At 60.6% G+C, this 20,287-nt stretch carries 19 protein-coding genes; 5 read left to right on the top strand and 14 right to left on the bottom strand.

Annotated elements, in window-relative coordinates; genetic code table 11:
- Positions 1–5: 5 nt before the first annotated feature.
- The 3 genes from VQ575_RS16685 to VQ575_RS16675 are packed head-to-tail and all read right to left on the bottom strand — an operon-like array spanning position 6 to position 2,698.
- Entirely contained in the window at positions 6–800 is a 795-nt protein-coding gene (locus tag VQ575_RS16685) for an ABC transporter permease (RefSeq protein WP_039589149.1), read from the bottom strand.
- A gap of 6 nt (positions 801–806) precedes the next feature.
- Positions 807–1,676: an ABC transporter permease gene (locus VQ575_RS16680; RefSeq protein WP_198725283.1), complete on the bottom strand. Its 870-nt coding sequence runs from the start codon at positions 1,674–1,676 to the stop codon at positions 807–809.
- Entirely contained in the window at positions 1,673–2,698 is a 1,026-nt protein-coding gene (locus VQ575_RS16675; RefSeq protein ID WP_039589151.1) for an ABC transporter ATP-binding protein, read from the bottom strand. The genes VQ575_RS16680 and VQ575_RS16675 overlap by 4 nt, the downstream gene beginning before the upstream one ends.
- 245 nt (positions 2,699–2,943) lie before the next feature.
- On the opposite strand from VQ575_RS16675, the gene VQ575_RS16670 reads away from it, so the two are divergent.
- A complete protein-coding gene (locus tag VQ575_RS16670) occupies positions 2,944–3,780 on the top strand; it encodes an IclR family transcriptional regulator (protein WP_039589152.1) in 837 nt (278 codons plus the stop codon).
- 69 nt (positions 3,781–3,849) lie between these two features.
- On the opposite strand, the gene VQ575_RS16665 is transcribed toward VQ575_RS16670, so the two are convergent.
- Both VQ575_RS16665 and VQ575_RS16660 read right to left on the bottom strand, forming a co-directional pair.
- Entirely contained in the window at positions 3,850–4,602 is a 753-nt protein-coding gene (locus VQ575_RS16665) for an anti-sigma factor family protein (RefSeq protein WP_039589153.1), read from the bottom strand.
- Positions 4,599–5,105, bottom strand: a complete 507-nt coding sequence (locus VQ575_RS16660; protein ID WP_039589154.1) for a sigma-70 family RNA polymerase sigma factor — start codon at positions 5,103–5,105, stop codon at positions 4,599–4,601. Before VQ575_RS16660 ends, VQ575_RS16665 begins: the two co-directional genes overlap by 4 nt.
- Before the next feature lie 165 nt (positions 5,106–5,270).
- On the opposite strand from VQ575_RS16660, the gene VQ575_RS16655 reads away from it, so the two are divergent.
- Both VQ575_RS16655 and VQ575_RS16650 read left to right on the top strand, forming a co-directional pair.
- Positions 5,271–6,350 (top strand): catalase family peroxidase, encoded by a 1,080-nt coding sequence (locus VQ575_RS16655; RefSeq protein ID WP_039589155.1) that lies wholly within the window; start codon positions 5,271–5,273, stop codon positions 6,348–6,350.
- Positions 6,347–6,883, top strand: coding sequence for a cytochrome b (locus tag VQ575_RS16650; protein WP_198725285.1), 537 nt, complete (start codon positions 6,347–6,349; stop codon positions 6,881–6,883). Before VQ575_RS16655 ends, VQ575_RS16650 begins: the two co-directional genes overlap by 4 nt.
- Before the next feature lie 58 nt (positions 6,884–6,941).
- On the opposite strand, the gene VQ575_RS16645 is transcribed toward VQ575_RS16650, so the two are convergent.
- Both VQ575_RS16645 and VQ575_RS16640 read right to left on the bottom strand, forming a co-directional pair.
- Complete coding sequence (locus VQ575_RS16645; RefSeq protein WP_325918004.1) at positions 6,942–8,093, bottom strand: M14 family metallopeptidase; 1,152 nt, start codon at positions 8,091–8,093, stop codon at positions 6,942–6,944.
- 481 nt (positions 8,094–8,574) lie between these two features.
- On the bottom strand, positions 8,575–8,922 hold the full coding sequence (locus VQ575_RS16640; RefSeq protein WP_325918003.1) for a DUF6124 family protein: 348 nt from the start codon (positions 8,920–8,922) through the stop codon (positions 8,575–8,577).
- A gap of 128 nt (positions 8,923–9,050) precedes the next feature.
- Between VQ575_RS16640 and VQ575_RS16635 the strand changes: the two genes are divergently transcribed.
- Entirely contained in the window at positions 9,051–9,698 is a 648-nt protein-coding gene (locus tag VQ575_RS16635) for a LexA family protein (RefSeq protein ID WP_039589159.1), read from the top strand.
- Between the two features lie 28 nt (positions 9,699–9,726).
- Here the strand turns inward: VQ575_RS16635 and VQ575_RS16630 are convergent, their stop codons facing one another.
- The 4 genes from VQ575_RS16630 to VQ575_RS16615 are packed head-to-tail and all read right to left on the bottom strand — an operon-like array spanning position 9,727 to position 15,288.
- Entirely contained in the window at positions 9,727–11,676 is a 1,950-nt protein-coding gene (locus tag VQ575_RS16630) for an acetyl/propionyl/methylcrotonyl-CoA carboxylase subunit alpha (RefSeq protein WP_325918002.1), read from the bottom strand.
- Positions 11,673–12,491: a gamma-carboxygeranoyl-CoA hydratase gene (locus tag VQ575_RS16625; protein ID WP_039589161.1), complete on the bottom strand. Its 819-nt coding sequence runs from the start codon at positions 12,489–12,491 to the stop codon at positions 11,673–11,675. The genes VQ575_RS16630 and VQ575_RS16625 overlap by 4 nt, the downstream gene beginning before the upstream one ends.
- 14 nt (positions 12,492–12,505) lie before the next feature.
- Complete coding sequence (locus tag VQ575_RS16620) at positions 12,506–14,113, bottom strand: carboxyl transferase domain-containing protein (RefSeq protein WP_045156472.1); 1,608 nt, start codon at positions 14,111–14,113, stop codon at positions 12,506–12,508.
- Between the two features lie 11 nt (positions 14,114–14,124).
- Positions 14,125–15,288: an isovaleryl-CoA dehydrogenase gene (locus VQ575_RS16615; RefSeq protein WP_198725290.1), complete on the bottom strand. Its 1,164-nt coding sequence runs from the start codon at positions 15,286–15,288 to the stop codon at positions 14,125–14,127.
- A gap of 187 nt (positions 15,289–15,475) precedes the next feature.
- Here VQ575_RS16615 and VQ575_RS16610 point away from each other — a divergent pair, with 187 nt between their 5' ends.
- Positions 15,476–17,173: an AMP-binding protein gene (locus VQ575_RS16610; RefSeq protein WP_045156470.1), complete on the top strand. Its 1,698-nt coding sequence runs from the start codon at positions 15,476–15,478 to the stop codon at positions 17,171–17,173.
- A gap of 631 nt (positions 17,174–17,804) precedes the next feature.
- On the opposite strand, the gene VQ575_RS16605 is transcribed toward VQ575_RS16610, so the two are convergent.
- From VQ575_RS16605 to VQ575_RS16595, 3 genes are all read right to left on the bottom strand, one after another.
- Positions 17,805–18,704, bottom strand: coding sequence for a hydroxymethylglutaryl-CoA lyase (locus tag VQ575_RS16605; RefSeq protein WP_325918000.1), 900 nt, complete (start codon positions 18,702–18,704; stop codon positions 17,805–17,807).
- Positions 18,705–18,753: 49 nt separating this feature from the next.
- Positions 18,754–19,155, bottom strand: a complete 402-nt coding sequence (locus VQ575_RS16600; RefSeq protein WP_039589166.1) for a MerR family transcriptional regulator — start codon at positions 19,153–19,155, stop codon at positions 18,754–18,756.
- A 115-nt stretch (positions 19,156–19,270) separates the two neighbouring features.
- A complete protein-coding gene (locus VQ575_RS16595; RefSeq protein ID WP_039589167.1) occupies positions 19,271–20,200 on the bottom strand; it encodes a LysR family transcriptional regulator in 930 nt (309 codons plus the stop codon).
- Positions 20,201–20,287: the final 87 nt, after the last annotated feature.

Raw genomic sequence — 20,287 nt, 5'->3', positions numbered from 1 at the left:
CGCCCTCATTGTTTGCCTACCAGGACCCGATCCAGGCCATAGACCCGATCGAGCAGAATCATCGTCAGCGCTGTCAGCGCGATCACCAGCGCCGACACCGCCGCCATCATCGGATCGATGGATTCGGTGGCATAGACGTACATGCGTACTGGCAAAGTCTGCGTGGCCGGCGAGGTGACGAAGATCGACAGCGTGACTTCATCGAAGCTGTTGATGAACGCCAGCAGCCAGCCTCCGGCGACGCCTGGCAAAATCATGGGCAGGGTGATCTGCCGGAACAGGGTGAAACGACCGGCCCCCAATGACTGCGCAGCTTGTTCGGCGCTGCGATCCAGGCCGATGGCCGAGGCCAATACCAGGCGCAGCACATAGGGCGTGATCACCAGCACATGGGCGAAGATCAGCCAGCTGAAATTGCCATTCACACCCATCAGTGCAAACAGCCGCAGCAGCGCGACGCCCAGCACAAGGTGCGGAATGATGATCGGTGACAGGAACAGGCCGTTGAAGAAGTCTCGGCCTGGGAACTCCAGCCGGGTGATCGCCAACGCCGCCGGCACGGCGATCAATGTCGCCAGCGAGGCCGCGCTGAACGCCAGTATCAGGCTGTTGTAGAACGCATCGACAAAATCCGCGCGCTCGAACACGGCGCGAAACCAGCGCAGGGAAAACACCGTAGTGGGCAGGCTCAAGGTGTTTTCCGGCGTGAAGGCGACAAGGCAGACCACCACCAGCGGCGCCAGCATGAACACCACCACCAAGGCATGAAACAACAGGGCGAAAGGACCGTTCCTGGACATGAAGAGTTACCCCAATGACTTCTTGTAGCGGCCTTCGATCATGCGGTTCCAGGACAGCATGATCAGCAGGTTGAGCAGCAACAGCGCGACGGCGATGGCGGCACCCATCGGCCAATTCAGTTCCGACAGGTATTGGTCGTAGATCAGCGTGGCGACCATTTTCAAGCGACGCCCGCCGAGCAGGCCGGGGATGGCGAACGAACTGGCGGCGAGGCCGAACACGATCAACGTGCCGGACAACACGCCAGGCATGATCTGTGGCAGCACCACCTTGCGGATCACCGTGAATTGGCTCGCGCCCAGGGAAAGAGCGGCCTGTTCGGCGGCTGGATCGAGTTTTTGCAATGAGGTCCACACCGGAATGATCATGAACGGCAGCATCACGTGCACCAGGGCGATGACCACCGCGAACGGCGTGTAGAGCAGTTTCATCGGCGAGCCGCCAAGGGCTTGCAGCGTCTGGTTGACCAGCCCATCGGCGCCGAGGAGCAAGCTCCAGCCGAACGCTCGCACCACCACCGAAATCAGCAACGGCGTGAGGATCAGGATCAGGAAGATCGAACGCCACGGCGCGCCCATGCGGCTGAGGATGTAGGCCTCGGGTACACCGATCACCACGCACAGCAGCGTGGTCAGGGCACTGATCCAGAAGGTGCGCAGGAAGATTTCGTAGAAGTACGGGTCGCCCAGCAGACTGGTGTAGTGCTCGAAGGTGTACGCCTCGCTGTTGATGCCCGAGCCGTAGTCGAAGACGTTGAATGACAGCACCAGCGTCAGGCCAAGGGGAATCACCAAAAGGCCCAGGTACAAGGCCAGCGCCGGCGCCGACATCCAGTAGCCTTGGCGACCGCGCTTCATGGCGTCGAGCAGCTTCATGCCAGCACCTCGTCGGCGCTCAACACCCGCAGCAACGTGGGATCCCAGTCCAGGCCGACGGCGGTGCCTTCGGCCAGGGGCGCCGAGCCGTCGTTGCGCCGCACTACGCTGAGTTCACCCAGGCTGGTGGCAACGCCATAAAGCCATTGGCTGCCGAGAAAGAAACGGTTGGTGACGGTGCCTTGCAGCCGCCCGGACCCGGGAGCGCACAGGTCGATTTTTTCCGGACGCAGGCTCAGGGTCAGCGCGCCTTGACCAGCGCTGCAGGCTTGCACGACGCCGGCGCTGTCACGCTCGCCGGGCAGCAGGTTGGCCTTGCCGACGAAGCCGGAGATGAACTCGGTGCGCGGGTGTTCATAAAGAGTGTAGGGCGCGTCAATCTGGGTAATACGGCCGGCCTGCATGACCACGACCCGATCGCTGATCGACAGCGCCTCGGATTGATCGTGCGTGACCATCAGCGTGGTGATACCGACTTCGCGCTGGATACGGCGGATTTCGAACTGCATCTCTTCGCGCAGGTTGGCGTCGAGGTTGGACAGCGGCTCGTCGAGCAGCAGCACCGGAGGCTCGATCACTAGCGCGCGGGCCAGTGCCACGCGCTGGCGCTGGCCGCCTGAAAGCTCTCGTGGGTAACGCTCGGCATGCCGGTCCAGGCGCACCAGCTTGAGTACGCGATCAACCCGCGATTGCAATTCGGCGCTGGGCACTTTGCGCATGCGCAAGCCGAAGGCGACGTTGTCCTTGACGGACATGTGCGGAAACAGCGCGTAACTCTGGAACACCACGCCCAGGCCGCGGCTGGCAGGCTTGGCGTGGGTGATGTCGCGCCCATCCAGCAGGATGCGGCCGCTGCTGGCTTCGACGAAGCCGGCAATCATTTGCAGGGTGGTGGTCTTGCCGCAACCCGACGGCCCCAGCAGGGAGACGAATTCGCCTTTCTCAACCGAGAGGTTGGTGGCGACCACGGCGTCCAGGTCGCCATACCGTTTGCTCAAGTCTTGAAGTTGCACGAAAGCCATGACTGCGCTCCACCTGAGATTGTTATGCGTCGCCGCAAGGCGCGCTTTTTTGTATGGGCAGATACGAAAGGATGTCGCGGGGTGCGTTGGCGCTCGATTTCAAGTCGGCTGCCGCTGTTGTTCGAATCGCCCCTGTCTGGACGCAGAGTAGGACGAAGAATAGGATGGGCTCAACTGACTATTTCACTGAAGCGATGACTATTTTCAGTTTCATTCGGTGAGTAAATTTATTGAAGAGAAACCATATGCCAGATTCCACTGGACGGAATATTGATAAGGGTGAAGTGGGGGTCGGCTCGGTCTCCCGGTTGTTTGCCGTCCTGCGGAGCCTGGGCGAGACGGCCGAGGGGGGCGAGCGAGTCACGCAACTTGCCCAACGCATCGGTCTTTCCCAGCCCACCACGCACCGCTTGCTGCGCAACCTGATGGATGAGGGCATGGTCGAGCAGGATGCGCGCAGCAAACGCTACCGCTTGAGCCTGGATTTCTTTGCCCTGGCCGCCCGCGCCGGCAACACCGGCAACCTGCGGGAATTGGCCAGGCCCGCGATGTTGCGGTTGTCGGCGTCGCTGGGGGATTCGCTCTTTCTGCTGGCACGTTGTGGTTTCGACGCGATCTGCCTGGATCGCAGCGAGGGGCCGTTTCCGATCCGTACATTCACCGGCGACATCGGCGGCCGGGTGGCCTTGGGCGTGGGGCAGGGCAGCCTGGCGATCCTGGCGTTCTTGCCGGAGGAAGAGCGCGACACGGTGATTCAATACAACTTGCCGCGGCTCAAGGATTTTCATCTGTACGATGAGGTCTTCCTGCGCACGGAAGTGGAAAACGTCCGCACGCTGGGTTATGCCGGGCGCAACACCGGTGTGCTGCAAGGCATGGCCGGTGTGGCCGTGCCTATTCTCGATCGCGAAGGTCGGGCCGTGGCGGCGTTGAGCGTGGCGACGATCAGCGACCGGCTCGGGCCGGATCGCCTGCCGACGGTAGTGGAAATGCTCAAGCGCGAAGCCGCCCTGATCGGACCGCGGATCAACCCGTTCGACCCCCTGCTGCGCAGGCCTTCGCAGGTGTTCAGGCAGGGGTGAATGAAGTCTTGCGCATCGTTGCAGACTTTGGGAGCGGACTTGCTCGCTCCCACAAGGTGATAGGTGTTGTCAGAAATCCAGGGTCTGCTTGAGCGTCTGCGCCGCCGACGTATCGCTCGGGATGACCATCGCATAGTTGTACCCAGGTCCGGACCAGTATTCGGCCTGGAGTTCACCGTCACGCCGGCTGCCACGGGGCAGCAGGAAATTTCTCGGGCCTGGTGGGCGGATATAGAAGCTGATCTTCTGGCCGCCGGCATCCTGATAGACCACCATCGCTGCCGCGCCTTGATCGGTGCTGAGCAATCGCCCGCTGACCGGTTTGAAACCCGCTCCCGTGAGGTCCGGCAAGCGGTCGGCCTGGGCGAAATAGCGATCCAGCCAACCTTGCATACCCTGCTTGTCGCCTGACTGGTAGTCGGCGGGCAAGATGCCTTGCTGGGCAATCAATCGATACGCCTGCAGCGCGTCAGCCATGGGGGCTGCGGCACTGAGGAGGGTCATTTGCCGGGCGTGCCAGCCACCGAATCCACCGACTCCGATTGCCACCATCAATACCGCCGCGTTGGCCAATTGGCGGTGGGTTCGATGCTTGAGGCGTTGACGGATGGTCGCCGGGTCCAGGTTCGGATTGGCGGATTGGTGCAACGCTGCGCTCAGGGTCGTGCGCAGGTGCTGCGCGTCCTGTTGCCAGGCTCGCACGCGCTTGGCCGCGGCAGGGTGGTTGGCCAGGTAAATCTCCACTTGTTGCCGGTCGGCTTCGCTCAGTTGATGATCGACGTAGGCGTGCAAGTCGTTGTCGCTGGGGGGCATGCTGATCATTTGAGTATTCGCAGGGCAGGGCGGGCGATTTCGCCGTCGCTGAGTTGACGCAAGGCCTGGCGGGCGCGTGACAGGCGCGACATCACGGTGCCGGTCGGCACGTCCAGGATGTCGGCGACTTGCTGGTAGCTCAAGCCTTCCACCGATACCCACAGCAGTAGCGCGCGCTGTTCGGCAGGTAGCTGATCGAAAGCCTGGAGTGACGATTGGGCAATGACGCTGCGCTCCGCGGACGGATGAGCATCGTCGCGCCCGGTGAAGAACTCCAGCATGCGCGCGTACCGTCTTGAACGACGATGGGCATCGAGGAACTGGCGGTAGAGAATCGAGAACAGCCAGGCCCGCAAATCACCGTCCGCACGCTTGTCGTTCCATTTCGACAGGGCCCGTTCCAGGCAGGCCTGGACCAGGTCATCGGCATTGCTGGGATTGCGTGTCAGCGACACGGCAAAACGTCGTAGCCGTGGGATGAGCAGGCGCAGCTGGTCGTCGATTTCGTTCATGAGCCGGTGGCTTCGCTGGGCAGTGACTGCGTTGCATGGAAAGACGATCCGGGAGCCAGATTATTCCAGCGAAGTAAAAATAAATATGGAGCGTGGGAATAAACCCGTTGGGCTTTCGTCTGACGGGTCCTTTCCACAAATGGCCTTGTGCCTTGGAGTCTCCCAATGGTTGACCCTTCTTCTGAACGCCGGCCGTCGTTGAGCGCCGCCAGCCTGACATTGCGCCTGACGGCCATTGCCGTGGTCGTTGCTGCGTTGGCCGGGGCGTTTGCCTACGTCAATGGCACACTCGACCCACAACGCCTGACGCCTAAGGCTCTGGTCAATGTCTTGGAAACAAACAACGGGATCCATGCGGGTTTCCGACGCAATCACTCCAAAGGCGTCTGCGTTGCCGGTTATTTTGAAAGCAGTGGCGAGGCCCGTGCCTACTCCAGCGCACAGGTGTTCAATGAACCGCGCACGCCGGTGGTTGGCCGCTTTGCGCTGCCGAGCGGTAACCCCTACGCACCGGACGGCAGTGTGCCGATCCGAAGCCTGGCGTTGCGTTTCACCCAGTCCGACGGACAGCAATGGCGCACGGGTATGAACAGCATGCCGGTGTTCCCTGTGGCTACGCCAGAGGCCTTCTATCAGCTTCAACAGGCCCAATCGCCGGACCCGGCCACGGGCAAGCCAAACCCCGCGGCAGTGCCGGCATTCTTTGCCGCGCATCCCGAGGCAGCGCCTTTCCTGCAATGGATCAAGACGGCCAAGCCTTCGGCCAGCTATGCCACTGAAACCTATAACGGCATCAATGCGTTCTACCTGGTTGGCCCAGGCGGACAACGCCAGGCAGTGCGTTGGGGCGTGGCACCCATGAGTCAGGACGCGGCGGATGCGACCCCACCCCAAGGCGCCGACTTTCTCGAACAGGACCTGACCAAACGCTTGGCTGCCGGGCCACTGCGCTGGCAGCTGAACATCACCTTGGCCAACCCGGGCGATCCGGTCAACGACGCCAGCAAGGCCTGGCCCGCCGATCGCAAGGTGCTCAACGCCGGTACCCTGGTGTTGGAGCGCGCCCAGGCGCAGGACAACGGCGATTGCCGTGACATCAACTATGACCCGCTGATCCTGCCCAGCGGAATCGAAGGCTCCGATGATCCGCTGTTGGCCGCGCGTTCGGCTGCCTACGCCAGTTCCTATCTGCGCCGTACCAGCGAAGTCAGCCAGTTGCCCGCCACTCAGGAGTCCCGTCCATGAATGCCCCTCGACATTTTGCGCCGCTGGCTCGGCTGCTGCATTGGCTGATGGCCCTGATGGTCATTGCCATGTTGTTCATCGGCGCTGGCATGGTCGCCTCGGTGTCTGAGCGCCATGCGTGGTTGCTCCAACTGCACAAGCCCCTGGGCATCGCTATCTTGCTATTGGTGATTGTGCGCCTGCTGGTGCGCTTCACCACGCAGGTACCACCGCTGCCGGCCGACCTTCCGGGCTGGCAGGCATTGGCGGCCAAGGCTTCGCATGTCTTGTTGTACGCCTTGATGGTGGTGCTGCCGCTGTTGGGCTGGGCCATGATATCGGCAGCGGGAGACCCGGTGATGCTCAGCGAATCGCTTCGGTTGCCTTCCATCCTGCCCGCGAATGCCCAGGCCTTTGCACTGTTGCGCAAGGCTCATGGCTACCTGGCTTACCTGTTGTTCCTGACGGTGCTGGTGCATCTGGCGGCGGCGCTGTTCCACGGGTGGGTGCGCCGGGATGAGGTGTTGGGCAGCATGTTGCGGGGCAGGGACTAACCGTACGACCCGTGGCGAAAGAACAAGCGCTATCGCCACGAGTACCGGGGGTGGCTCGTCAACGCAACTCGTCGACCATGGATTCGAGGGTGCTCAACACGTCCTTGCCCAGTTGCATCGAACGTTTGCCTGACCAGCCGGTGCGTGGGTTCGGATGGTCGTCGTGGTCCTTGAACGGCATTTCCAGCGTCAGGGACAGGCAGTCGTATTTCTGGCCGACGGCATTGCAGGCCAAGGTCATGTTGGCCTGGCCTGGTTCGTCGCGGATGTAGCCATGCGCGGTCTGGAAATCTTTGGTCTGGCGTTTGAGGTGGCTGCGAAAACGTTCTTCGAGTTCGGCGATGCGCGGCGTGTAGCCGGGGTTTCCTTCGCAACCCGCCGTGAACACGTGGGGGATTTCTTCGTCGCCATGAGCGTCCAGGAACGCATCGACGCCATACTTTTCCATTTGCTGCTGTACAAAAAAGACTTCAGGGCTGATTTCGGGGCTGGCGTTCTGCCAAGCCCGATTCAGGTCCTGGCCCATCGCGTTGGTGCGCAGGTGGCCGTGGAAAGCGCCGTCGGGATTCATATTCGGCACCAAGTACAGATCGGCCTTGGCCAGCAACCGGTTCAGTTGGGCATCGTCCTGGTGCTGGAGGCGTTCGATGATGCCTTCCATGAACCATTCGGCCATGTGTTCACCAGGGTGTTGCTGCGCGATGATCCAGATTTTCCGCCGTCCTTCTAAACCACTGCCCTTGCGCAGTAATTGAATGTCACGGCCTTCGACACTCTTGCCAGTCGCCAGCAGTTCGGTACCGGCCTTGTGCTGCGCTTGTTCGATCAGCCAGTCGTGGCGGCCGCGGCTGTAAGGTTCGAAATAGGCAAACCAGGCGTGAGGTTGTTCGGCTTCCAGGTGAAAGCGCAGGGCATCGCCTTCAAATTGCGTAGGAATACGGAACCAGTTGACGTGGTCATAGGAAGCGACAGCCTGGTAGCCGGTCCATGCCTTGTTGTAGGAGGACTGGCTGGCATTGAGCAGGCGGAAGGAATATTCCTGGCCGACGTGCAAACCGCTGGCCTTGAAGTGGAACCACTGGAAATGGGCACTGCGGGTGTCGGGTCTGATCTTCAGCAACGATTGCAAGGGGTTGCTGACGTCCACCACCTCAATGTTGCCGCTGTCGAAACTGGCGCTGATATCAAAGGAAGATTTAGCCACGGTCACAATTCCTGCCTGGGATTCTTATGGCCGTTACTTTACACGCAAGGAAGGGGAAACCGGGACGATTTGCTGTCGAGGGGGAGGGGGCGTCCTCCCTGGACGCATTAGCAGGTTAGAGAGTCGTTGAATGATTCTCAAGTACTGCCTGTCGATCATTTCATATCGACGCAATACAGGGCGTTTTTAAACGAATGTGCGTTTGCTATCATCGCCGGCACCGAATTCTGCGACACCCAAAGACTTCATTAGCCTGAAGCCATAAGCCGAAAATCGGCAAAAAAAGACCCGGCAAAAAGCCGGGTCAAAAACCGTGATTAGCCTGATGAGGAGATATTCCAGAAGTCCGACCAAGGTCTTCTGGTCTATCGACTGATCTCGCGATCAGTTGATGCAATAATAATCATTATCATTTGCAAGTCAAATGTTTTTATTGCACCTATTGGAAATTATTTCCCGTGGCTCGCATGCGGGCCATCTCCAGGCGTTACGCCGAGCGAGTGGGGTAACCGTCCAGCGATCGATCGAGCATGACCTTGACCAGGTCGATCATGTGCACCACCGAAAATGCCAGGTCGCGGCTCGGGCCGCTGAGGCGGCTGGCTGATTCCTGGGCGGTAGCGGCTGCGCAGCGCAGCAGGTCGCAGGCATGGACGAGGGCGTCCTCTGCGCTGATGTTGCGGTTCACGTCGAAAAAACGATGTTCCGCCTCGGCGTCCGCAATACCCGGTTTCAAGTAATAGTCCAAGGCGCGTTTGGCCGCAGGGCAATCCTGAAGCGAGGGGAAATGGCCGTCTGGAAGGAGGGCGGGCTCGTCTTTGTTGGGCTTGTCCATGGTGTCGAGTTTCTCCGTGTTGGTATGAATTCCTGGATCCAGCTTAGTACGTTTCGTAATTGTGACGACGATTTAAATACTACAATTTGTGTTTTGATGGGCGTGGTCATCCACGTATCGTGCCGTTCATGGATAAATGGATAGAGTTGGTCAAGGCCAAGATGAAGGAGCTGCACATCACGCAAGTGGTGCTTGCAGAACGTTTGGGGATGTCCCAGGGCGGTGTCGGCCATTGGCTGACCAAGCGTCGGCAACCCAGTCTTGAAGACATGAACAGGGTGCTTCAGGAGCTCGGACTCGAGTTCCTTGAAGTGGCAATGGTGATCCGCGAACCGGACACCTCCACTGACGAAGGCATGGCGCTGGCGCAGAAGTACAACCCGTACTTCCGCTATCCGGTCAACGACTGGCATGACATCGGCGCCGTCCGCGAGGGCGACCTGGTCGAATACCAGCCGCCGCGCTACGAGCTGACGGACTACCATGCCCAGGGAGACGCTTTCTGGCTGGTCGTGGTGGGTGACGCGATGACCGCGCCGAGCGGGCTGAGCATCCCCGAAGGCATGTCGATCCTGGTTGATCCTGCCATCGAGGCGGTGCCCGGCAAACTGGTGATCGCGCAACTGCCCGGCAGCAGCGATGCAACTTTTCGCAAACTGATCGAAGAGAGCGGCCAGCGTTATCTGGTCCCGCTCAATCCTACTTACCCGAAAACCCTGTACACCGAGCAATGCCGCATTATCGGCGTGGTTGTGCAGGCAACCATCAGGTTCTGAAACGTATCGGCCCGGGATGGGCCGATACCTATTCTTCCAGTGCCACCAGCGCGCTGCCCTCGCTGACCATCTCACCTTCCTGGCAATACAGCGCCTTGATCACGCCTGCCTTGGGCGCGCGAATGCTGTGCTCCATCTTCATGGCTTCAAGCACCACCAACTGCGTGCCGGCTTCCACTGTTTGACCGGCTGTCACCAGCACCCGGACGATGCTGCCGTTCATGGGGGCGAGCAGGCCGCCCTGGTGGCTGTGGCTGGCTTCGGCGGCGGCTGACGGGTCGTAGGAATCGATGCGATGCAGATCGCCTCCCCATTGCAAATAAAGGCTGTCGCCCTGGCGAATGGCCCGATGGCTGCGACGCAGACCGTTGCGTTCGATGACCAGATGCTCGCCCTTGAGCTCGGCCCAACGGTCGGTCACGTCGAAGGTCACCGCCCGGTCCCGGCCGTCACAGCTCAGATGCAGGGTGGTTTCCCTTGGCATTCCCAAGCGCAGGCCGGTGTTATCGGCCCAAGGGGAATTGACGTCATCAGCGCGAACGCGTGATGTCATGCCCGAGGCAAAGGCATGGGCTGCCGAGTACCAGAAATCATCATCCAATTCGCCAGGTTCAGGCAGTAATTGCGCTTGGTGGCGTGGGATAAATCCGGTATCGAGTTGCGCCGCTGCAAAGGCCGGATGGCCGACGATGCGCCGCAGAAAGCCGATATTGGTCCTCAGGCCACCGATGGCGAACTCGTCCAGCATGGCCAGCAACCGTAGACGGGCCTGTTCACGGTTTTCACCCCAGGCGATCAGCTTGCCCAGCATAGGGTCGTAGAAGGACGAAATCTCGTCACCTTCTTCGACACCGCTGTCGACCCGCCGACCTTCGCCCCCAGCGGATTCGCGGTACAACGCCAGGCGACCGGTGGCGGGGAGGAAATCGTGGGTCGGATCCTCGGCGTAGAGCCGCACCTCGATGGCATGGCCCAGTAACGGAACTTGCTCTTGCGTGATGGGCAGCGGCTCGCCCTGGGCCACGCGGATTTGCCAGGCCACCAGGTCGAGACCTGTGATCGCTTCGGTGACTGGATGCTCGACCTGCAGCCGGGTGTTCATCTCCATGAAGAAGAACTCGCCCCGCGAATCCAGCAGGAACTCCACCGTGCCCGCGCCGACATAACCGATGGCCTGGGCGGCGCGCACGGCGGCCTCGCCCATTGCCTGGCGCTGCGCCGGACTGAGGCCGGGAGCGGGCGCCTCCTCGACGACTTTCTGATGCCGACGCTGGATCGAGCAATCGCGTTCGTTGAGGTACAGGCAGTGGCCGTGTTGATCGGCGAACACCTGGATTTCCACGTGGCGCGGCTTGAGCAAGTATTTTTCCACCAGCATGCGCGCGTCGCCAAACGACGATAGCGCTTCGCGCTGCGCCGATGCCAGTGCTTCGGCCAATTGGCTGACGTCTTCAACGACCTTCATGCCCTTGCCGCCGCCGCCCGCGGTCGCCTTGAGCAGCACCGGATAACCGATGCGTTCGGCAGCGGCGCGGAAGGTTTCCAGATCCTGGGCTTCACCGTGGTAGCCGGGCACCAGCGGCACGCCGGCGGTTTCCATCAAGGCCTTGGCGGCGGATTTGCTGCCCATGGCGTCGATGGCCGAGGCGGGAGGGCCAAGGAAGATCAGCCCGGCTTTTTCGATAGCCCGGGCAAACCCGGCATTCTCGGAAAGAAAACCGTAGCCGGGGTGGATGGCCTGTGCACCGCTGGCCTGGGCTGCGGCGATCACTTTGTCGATTTGCAGGTAGCTGTCGGCGGCCTTGCTACCACCCAGGTCGACACGGATATCGGCTTCACGGCAATGGCGCGCGTCACGGTCCGTGGCACTGTGCACGGCAACGGTGGTCAGGCCCATGGCCTTGGCTGTGCGCATGACGCGGCAGGCGATTTCGCCCCGGTTGGCGACCAGTAACGTAGTGAGGGCAGGGGCGCTCATTGACGCGGCTCCTTGTTGTTCGACTCGGTTTGCCAGCCAGGTGGGCGTTTTTGCAGGAAAGCCCGCAGGCCCTCCTGGCCTTCAGGGCTGACACGTATCCGAGCGATGGCGTTTTCGGTGTAGCGGCGTAGCGCAGGCGTGAGAGCACCGTTGCCGACTTCACGCAGCAGCTCCTTGCTGGCGCGCATGGCCGCTGGACTGTTGAGCAACAGATTGTCGATCCATTGCCCGAGCTGATCGTTCAACACCTCGGCCGGGTAACTTTCCGACAGCAAGCCGATTTCTTTCGCACGTTGCCCGCCGAAGCGTTCGGCCGTCAGGGCGTAACGTCGCGCCGCGCGCTCACCGATGGCCTGCACCACGAACGGACTGATCACCGCCGGGGCCAGGCCGATGCGCACTTCCGACAGACAGAATTGTGCCTCGTCGGCACCGATGGCCATGTCGCAGGCACTGATCAGGCCCAGCGCTCCACCAAACGCGGCACCCTGGACGACCGCCAGGGTTGGAATCTTCAACTTGGCGAGGTTGTACATCAGCTCCGCCAGTTCCCGGGCGTCGTCCAGGTTGGTGTGGTAATCGAGCTCGGCGGACTGTTGCATCCAGGCCAGGTCGGCGCCGGCGCTGAAATGTTTGCCACGACCGCGGAGTAACAGAAAACGCAAGGTTGGATCGCTGCCGACCTCGTCCAAGGCGAGAATCAACTCGCGGATCATCTCGGCATTGAATGCGTTGTTTTTCGACTCGCGGCTGAGCCACAGGGTGGCAAAGCCGCGAGGGTCGGTGAGCAGTTCGAGCGTGTTGTAATGGTTCATGGGCATTTTCCAGGTCACATCCTGAACACGCCGAAGCGGCTCGGTTCGATGGGCGCGTTCAGCGACGCGGACAGGGCCAGCCCCAGCACGTCGCGGGTCTGCGCCGGGTCGATGACGCCGTCGTCCCACAGTCGTGCGCTGGAGTAATAGGGGTGTCCCTGTTCTTCGTATTGATCGAGAATCGGCTGCCTGATTTCGGCTTCCTGGCTGGCGCTGAAGGGCTGGCCGCTGCGTTCGGCCTGTTCGCGCTTGACCTGCACGAGTACGCCGGCAGCTTGCTCGGCACCCATCACGCCGATCCGCGCATTCGGCCACATCCACAGCAAGCGCGGGTCATAGGCGCGACCGCACATGCCGTAGTTCCCTGCGCCGAAACTGCCGCCGATGATCACTGTGAATTTCGGCACCCGGGCGCAGGCCACTGCGGTCACCAGTTTTGCGCCGTGCTTGGCGATGCCACCGGCTTCGTATTTCTGGCCGACCATAAACCCCGTGATGTTTTGCAGGAACAGCAGGGGAATCCCCCGCTGGCAGGCCAGTTCGATGAAGTGCGCGCCTTTCTGCGCGGCCTCGGCGAACAGGATGCCGTTGTTGGCGAGGATGGCGATCGGATAACCGTGCAAATGGGCGAAGCCGCACACGAGGGTCGTTCCGAACAGCGCCTTGAATTCATCGAACACCGAGCCGTCCACCAGCCGCGCGATCACCTCCCGCACATCGAACGGCTGTTTGGCATCGGCCGACACCACACCGTAGAGCTCGTCACTGGCATACAGCGGAGCGATGGGCTGGCGTTGCTGCAGCTGACCGAGTTTGTGCCAGTTGAGGTTGGCCACGCTGCGACGGGCCAATGCCAGGGCATGCTCATCGCTGTCGGCATAATGGTCGGCTACCCCGGAAATCTTGCAGTGCACATCGGCGCCACCCAAGTCTTCCGCGCTGACCACTTCGCCGGTCGCGGCTTTCACCAACGGCGGGCCGGCGAGGAAAATCGTCGCCTGCTGGCGGACCATGATCGCCTCGTCCGCCATCGCCGGCACGTAGGCGCCGCCTGCAGTGCAGGAACCCATGACCACGGCAATCTGGGGGATGCCTTGGGCACTCATGTTGGCCTGGTTGAAGAAGATTCGGCCGAAATGCTCACGGTCGGGAAACACTTCGTCCTGGCGCGGCAGGTTCGCGCCGCCGGAGTCAACCAGGTAAATGCACGGCAGGCGGTTCTGTTGGGCGATGGCCTGGGCCCGCAGGTGTTTTTTCACGGTCAGGGGATAATACGAACCGCCTTTGACCGTCGCGTCGTTGGCGACGATCATGCATTCGACGCCTTCCACGCGACCGATGCCGGCGATCACCCCGGCCGCCGGCACGTCTTCGCCATACACTTCGTAGGCCGCCAGTGGGCTGATTTCGAGAAAGGGCGAACCCGGGTCCAGCAAGCGATTGATGCGCTCGCGTGGGAGCAATTTGCCCCGGGAGGTATGCCGCTCCTGTGCCTTGGGGCCGCCGCCTTGCTGGATGTGGGCGAGCAGGGTGCGCAAGGCCTCGACCTGCCCAAGCATTGCGTCGCGGTTGGCGATGAATTCGGGCGAACGTGGGTTGAGCTGAGTATGCAGCGTGGCCATGGTCAGCTCCGTTAGCGGGTTTCGTTGAACAGTTCGCGGCCGATCAACATCCGACGGATCTCACTGGTGCCGGCGCCGATTTCGTACAGCTTGGCGTCCCGTAGAAGACGGCCAGCCGGGAATTCATTGATGTAGCCATTGCCGCCCAATATCTGGATGGCATCCAGCGCCATTTGCGTGGCGCGCTCGGCGCTGTAGAGGATGACTCCGGCGGCGTCCTTGCGGGTGGTTTCGCCGCGCTCGCATGCCTGGGCCACTGCGTACAGATAGGCGCGGCTGGCGTTGAGCTGGGTGTACATGTCGGCGACCTTGCCCTGGATGAGCTGGAACTCGCCGATGCTCTGGCCGAACTGCTTGCGGTCGTGGATGTACGGCACGATCAGGTCCATGCAGGCCTGCATGATGCCGGTCGGGCCGCCGGACAGAACCACACGCTCGTAGTCGAGGCCGCTCATCAACACTTTCACGCCGCCATTGAGTACGCCGAGGATGTTTTCCTCCGGCACTTCGACGTCATCGAAGAACAGCTCGCAGGTGTTCGAACCGCGCATGCCGAGCTTGTCGAACTTGTTGCTGCGGCTGAAACCTTTCCAGTCGCGCTCGACGATGAAAGCGGTGATGCCATGCGGGCCTTTTTCGAGGTCGGTCTTGGCATAGATGACATAAGTATTGGCGTCCGGACCGTTGGTGATCCAGGTCTTGCTGCCGTTGAGCACGTAGCGGTCGCCACGCTTGTCGGCTCGAAGCTTCATCGAAACAACGTCGGAGCCAGCGTTCGGTTCGCTCATGGCGAGGGCGCCGACATGTTCGCCGCTGATCAACTTGGGCAAGTATTTGCTTTTTTGTTCGTGGGTGCCGTTGCGGTTGATCTGGTTGACGCACAAATTGGAGTGAGCGCCGTAGGAGAGGGCGACCGAGGCCGAGCCGCGACTGATTTCTTCCATGGCGACGACATGGGCCAGATAACCCAGGCCGGCGCCGCCGTATTCTTCCGGTACGGTGATGCCCAGCAGGCCCATGTCGCCGAATTTGCGCCACATGTCGGCAGGGAACAGATTGTCGATGTCGATCTGGGCCGCCCGAGGCGCCAGCTCTGCCTTGACGAAGGACTGGACCTGGTCACGCAACATATCGATGGTTTCGCCGAGGGCAAAATTCAGGGATGGGTAGCTCATGGGACACCTTTTGGCTTTTTTGTCGGGTGCGGAAAGTAGCAGGGCTGCTCTCACCTTTACGTTAACGTAAGCTCGTGACGAACGGCTGTCAATTGCTCTTTACGTTAACGTCAACTTGGGCGAGAGTAGGGCCGCTTTTGCATGAGATTCACCGATACCCCCGCTAAAAAAGATAAGAGGGCGCGTCATGGATCAACCCGGTTCTCAACCGCAACCCAGCTATACCCGCGGCTCCCAGGCCAAGGCCTTGCTCGCGCAGACCATCGGCCAGGCGTTCGACCAGACCGCGGCCCAATTCCCCGACGGCGAGGCGCTGGTGGTTCGTCACCAGTCCCTGCGCTACAACTGGCGAGAACTGGCCGAAGCTGTCGATCTGCATGCCCGGGCCTTCCTGGCGCTGGGCTTGCAGGCCGGCGACCGCTTGGGCATCTGGGCGCCCAACTGCGCGCAGTGGTGCATCAGTCAGTTTGCCACTGCGAAAATCGGCGTGATTCTGGTCAACATCAATCCGGCGTATCGCGCCGCCGAGCTGGAATACGTGCTCCAGCAATCCGGTTGCCAATGGCTGGTATGCGCGGGAGCGTTCAAGACCTCGGATTACCACGCCATGTTGCAAGCATTGGTGCCGGAATTGGCGGAGCAGTCGATCGGGCAATTGCGAAGCGAGCGCCTGCCGGACCTGCGCGGTGTGATCAGCCTCGATTCGCAGCCGCCCTCGGGCTTTCTTCCTTGGTCGCAGATGGCTGCCCTCGGCGCTGCGGTGTCGCCACGGCAGTTGGCCGAGCGCCAGGAGAGTCTGCATTTCGACCAGCCGGTGAATATTCAGTACACCTCCGGCACCACCGGGTTTCCCAAGGGCGCGACCCTCAGTCACCTCAATATTCTCAATAATGGCTACATGGTCGGCGAAAGCCTGGGCCTGACCGCTGGCGACCGACTGGTGATCCCGGTGCCTCTGTATCACTGCTTCGGCATGGTCATGGGCAACCTGGGATGCGTGACCCACGGCAGCACCATGATTTACCCAAGCGATGCCTTCGACCCATTGCTGACCCTGCGCACCGTTGCCGAGGAAAAGGCCACTGCGTTGTATGGCGTTCCCACTATGTTTATCGCCATGCTCGACCAGCCCCAGCGAGGGGATTTCGACCTGTCCAGCCTGCGCACCGGGATCATGGCTGGCGCCACATGCCCCATCGAGGTGATGCGGCGCGTCATCAGCGAGATGCACATGGCTGAGGTGCAGATTGCCTACGGCATGACGGAAACCAGTCCGGTGTCGTTGCAGACCGGTCCTACGGATGAGTTGGAATTACGCGTGACCACAGTGGGACGTACCCAGCCGCAACTTGAAAGCAAGATCATCGACACCGCGGGCGATATCGTCCCTCGCGGGACCATCGGTGAGCTGTGCACTCGGGGCTACAGCGTGATGCTCGGCTATTGGAACAACCCCAAGGGCAGCGCCGAGGCCATCGATTCGCAGGGCTGGATGCACACCGGCGACCTCGCGACCATGGACGAGCAGGGTTACGTGCGCATTGTCGGGCGGAACAAGGACATGATCATCCGCGGCGGAGAGAACGTTTATCCCCGTGAGCTGGAGGAGTTCTTCTTCACCCATCCCGCAGTGGCCGACGTGCAGGTAATCGGCATTCCTTGCTCGCGCTATGGCGAGGAAATCGTGGCGTGGATCAAGTTCCATCCCGGCCACAGCGCCTCCGAGCAGGAACTGCAGGCGTGGTGCAAGGAGCGCATTGCCCACTTCAAGACGCCGCGTCATTTCAAATTTGTCGAAGAATTTCCGATGACAGTCACCGGCAAGATCCAGAAATTCCGCATGCGGGAAATCAGCATGGAGGAGCTGCGCGATCATGACGGCTGAGTAATATCTGCGGGGGCGAGCTTGCTTGCGATGCGGTGTGTCTTGCAAAACGTCGACAACTGACACGCCGCATTCAAGGATTGATCGAAAAATCCGGAAAGCACAAAGGGGAGCCGAAGCTCCCCTTTAATTTTGTCGTCGCGTGCTCTTTTTTTATTATTGAGGGGCGGCCTGTTGTTGTTTTTGGCAGCCGTGGCCCTTTACCGCTGTTTTTGGCGATCCCCATCCGGGATCAAGAGCAAACGTATTTTTTTGAGCGCTGATCTGCTTTTTCGCCTGGCGATCCAACCGATTCGGGAGCTACCTGAAGGTAGTTTTATTGTTCTCTGCCCGGTTGCGGGTTGCTCCTGGAAGCACCTTGAAAAGCACACCTTCTCCAAAAAAATCTGTTAGCTGCGTCTCTGCCGTGTTGTTTTTGTTATGCCAGAGTCGTTTCGTCTTGTTTTTATTAGGTTTGCTGCGTTTTTTTATTCTTGTTGTGCCAGAGATATAGCAGGTGCCGTGCCAACTTTTAAAAATCCATACAAATCAAAGAGTTGAGTATTTTCGCTAAAAATATCGTCGGACCAAACCTGACAAATTGTTTCCGTGTTACTCGTTTCGCTGCTGTTACAAAGCCAGCGGTAACACCTCATTGTGCATTGAGGGCCTTGGCGACGCGCGAACCGGACGGGCGGCCGAGCACGTCACAGATCTGCCGGCCCGCAGCGATCAAGGCGTCCAGGTCTACACCGGTTTCAATACCCAAGCCCTTAAGAAGGTACAGCACGTCTTCAGTCGCAACGTTACCGCTGGCACCCTTGGCATAGGGGCAGCCACCGAGGCCGGCGATGGAGCTGTCGAACACCGCGATGCCTTCCAGCAGGCTGGCATAGACGTTGGCCATTGCCTGGCCGTAGGTGTCATGGAAATGTCCCGCCAGTTTTTCCCGAGGAATGTTGGCCGAAACCACTTCGAACAGCTTGCGCGTGGCGCCGGCGGTGCCGGTGCCGATGGTGTCGCCCAGGGAAACCTCGTAACAGCCCATGTCATACAGTTCCCTGGCGACCCAGGCGACTTGCTCGGGAGAGACCGCGCCTTCATAAGGACAGCCCAGCACACAAGAGACGTAACCGCGCACGCTGACACCGTGCTGTTTGGCGGCGTTCATGATCGGTGCGAAGCGTTCCAGGCTTTCCTTGATGGAGCAGTTGATGTTGCGCTGGGAAAAAGCTTCGGACGCCGCCGCGAACACCGCAACCTCCTTGACGCCTGCCGCCAGTGCGTCCTCGAACCCCCGCAGATTCGGTGCCAGGGCGCCGTAGGTAACACCGGGCTTGCGCTGGATCTGCGCGAACACTTCAGCCGAACCGGCCATCTGCGGCACCCATTTGGGTGAGACAAAACTGCCGACCTCGATGTAACCCAGGCCGGCGGCGCTCAGGGCATCCACCAGGCGGACCTTGTCGGCGACGCTGATCGGTTGCGATTCATTCTGCAGGCCGTCGCGGGGACCAACTTCGATCAGGCGTACAAAAGAGGGAAGGGACATGAGGATTGACCTGTAGTAATAAAGGTGGGCTCGGTGTGGGACGATGTCCTTACTGGACGATTTCTTCGCTTTTGATCGTCTGTTCCAATGCCTGGATGCAACGTTCCTCGGCGGTGTCGAGTTCCAGTTTCATCTGCTCGATATCCAGCAGTTGCTGTTCGAGTTGCTCGCGACGCTCGGCAATTTTTGCCAGCATGCTGTGCAGCTGTTTCTGATTGCCGCTGGTGGGGTCGTACAGCTCGATCAGCTCACGGCATTCGGCGAGGGAAAAACCAATGCGCTTGCCCCGCAGGATCAGTTTCAGGCTGACCTTGTCCCGTGGCGAGTAGACTCGTTCCTGGCCTCGACGCTCCGGACGCAAAAGGCCCTGTTCTTCATAGAAGCGGATGGCTCGGGTGGTGATATCCAGTTCGCGGGCGAGGTCGGAGATGCTGTAGGTCTGGCTGCTCATGGAAGCGCTCGAAACGATAGGAGTTGGCGCTAAGCTAATGGCAGGTTGACGTGCGCGTCAAGCAATCGGGGCCTGTGGGAGCAAGCAAACTCGTTCCCACCATCTGCCGACCGCCCTAAACCTTCTCTAGCTTCTTTTCATGGGCCGTCACCTGTTGGCACAGCTCGATCATCTGTTCACGCATCCACCGGTTGGCCGGATCCTGATCGGTGCTTTCATGCCAATAGAGATGGGTTTCCACCGGCGGCACGTCATTGACGGGCAGCAGGAACGCGTGCAAGTCATGGCGGCGCGAGAAGCGCTCGGGAACGGTCATGACCATGTCGGTTTGTTGAAGCACCTGGGAAGCCATCAGGTAATGCTGGGAGCGCAGGGCGATCTTGCGCTGGATGCCCATTTTGCCGAGGGCCAGGTCCACGTAACCCAGCCCGTTGCGGCGACTGGATATATGCACGTGGGTCTGGGCCAGGTAATCGTCGAGGCTGAGTTTTTCCTTGTTTGCCAACGGATGGCCCTTGCGCATGGCGCAGACGTAACGGTCCTCCATCAGCTTGACGTGGCGCACTTGTGGATCGGTGTTGAGCGGGGCGTCGACCGCGAAATCCAGGCGCCCGGCGGCCAGTTCCTTGGTGGTTTCCCGGCGTTTGGACAGGAAGCTCTCGATGGCCACGGTCGGCGCCAGCCGACGCAGGCGCTGGAACAATGGCGGCAGGATCACGCCCTCGGTGAGGTCGGTCATGCTGATGCGATAAGTCTTGACCGCTTGCAGCGGGTTGAAGATCCGACTTTCCTGCACCGACACCCGCAGCAGCGACAGGGCGTTGCGCACCGGCCCGATAATGTTCTGGGCCATCGGCGTGGGCACCATGCCCTGGGCGGTGCGCACGAACAGCGGGTCGTTGAAGGTCTCGCGCAAACGCGCCAGGGCATTGGACACGGCCGGCTGAGTGATGCCGACGATCTGCCCGGCGCGGGTCAGGTTGGCTTCGGTGTAGATCGCATCGAAGACAATGAAAAGGTTGAGGTCGACCTTGCTCAGATTCATGGCGCTGCACTCTTATTCTTGGGCTTGTATGAGGTGCCGGGTGGCGATGCAAATCAGTGAACCATATATCGGTGATGAATGTTAATA

The organism is Pseudomonas frederiksbergensis (assembly GCF_035751725.1).
GTDB lineage: Bacteria > Pseudomonadota > Gammaproteobacteria > Pseudomonadales > Pseudomonadaceae > Aquipseudomonas > Aquipseudomonas frederiksbergensis_A.
The sequence above is the reverse complement of the archived record's forward strand: the minus strand, read 5'-3'. Positions and strand labels throughout refer to the sequence as shown.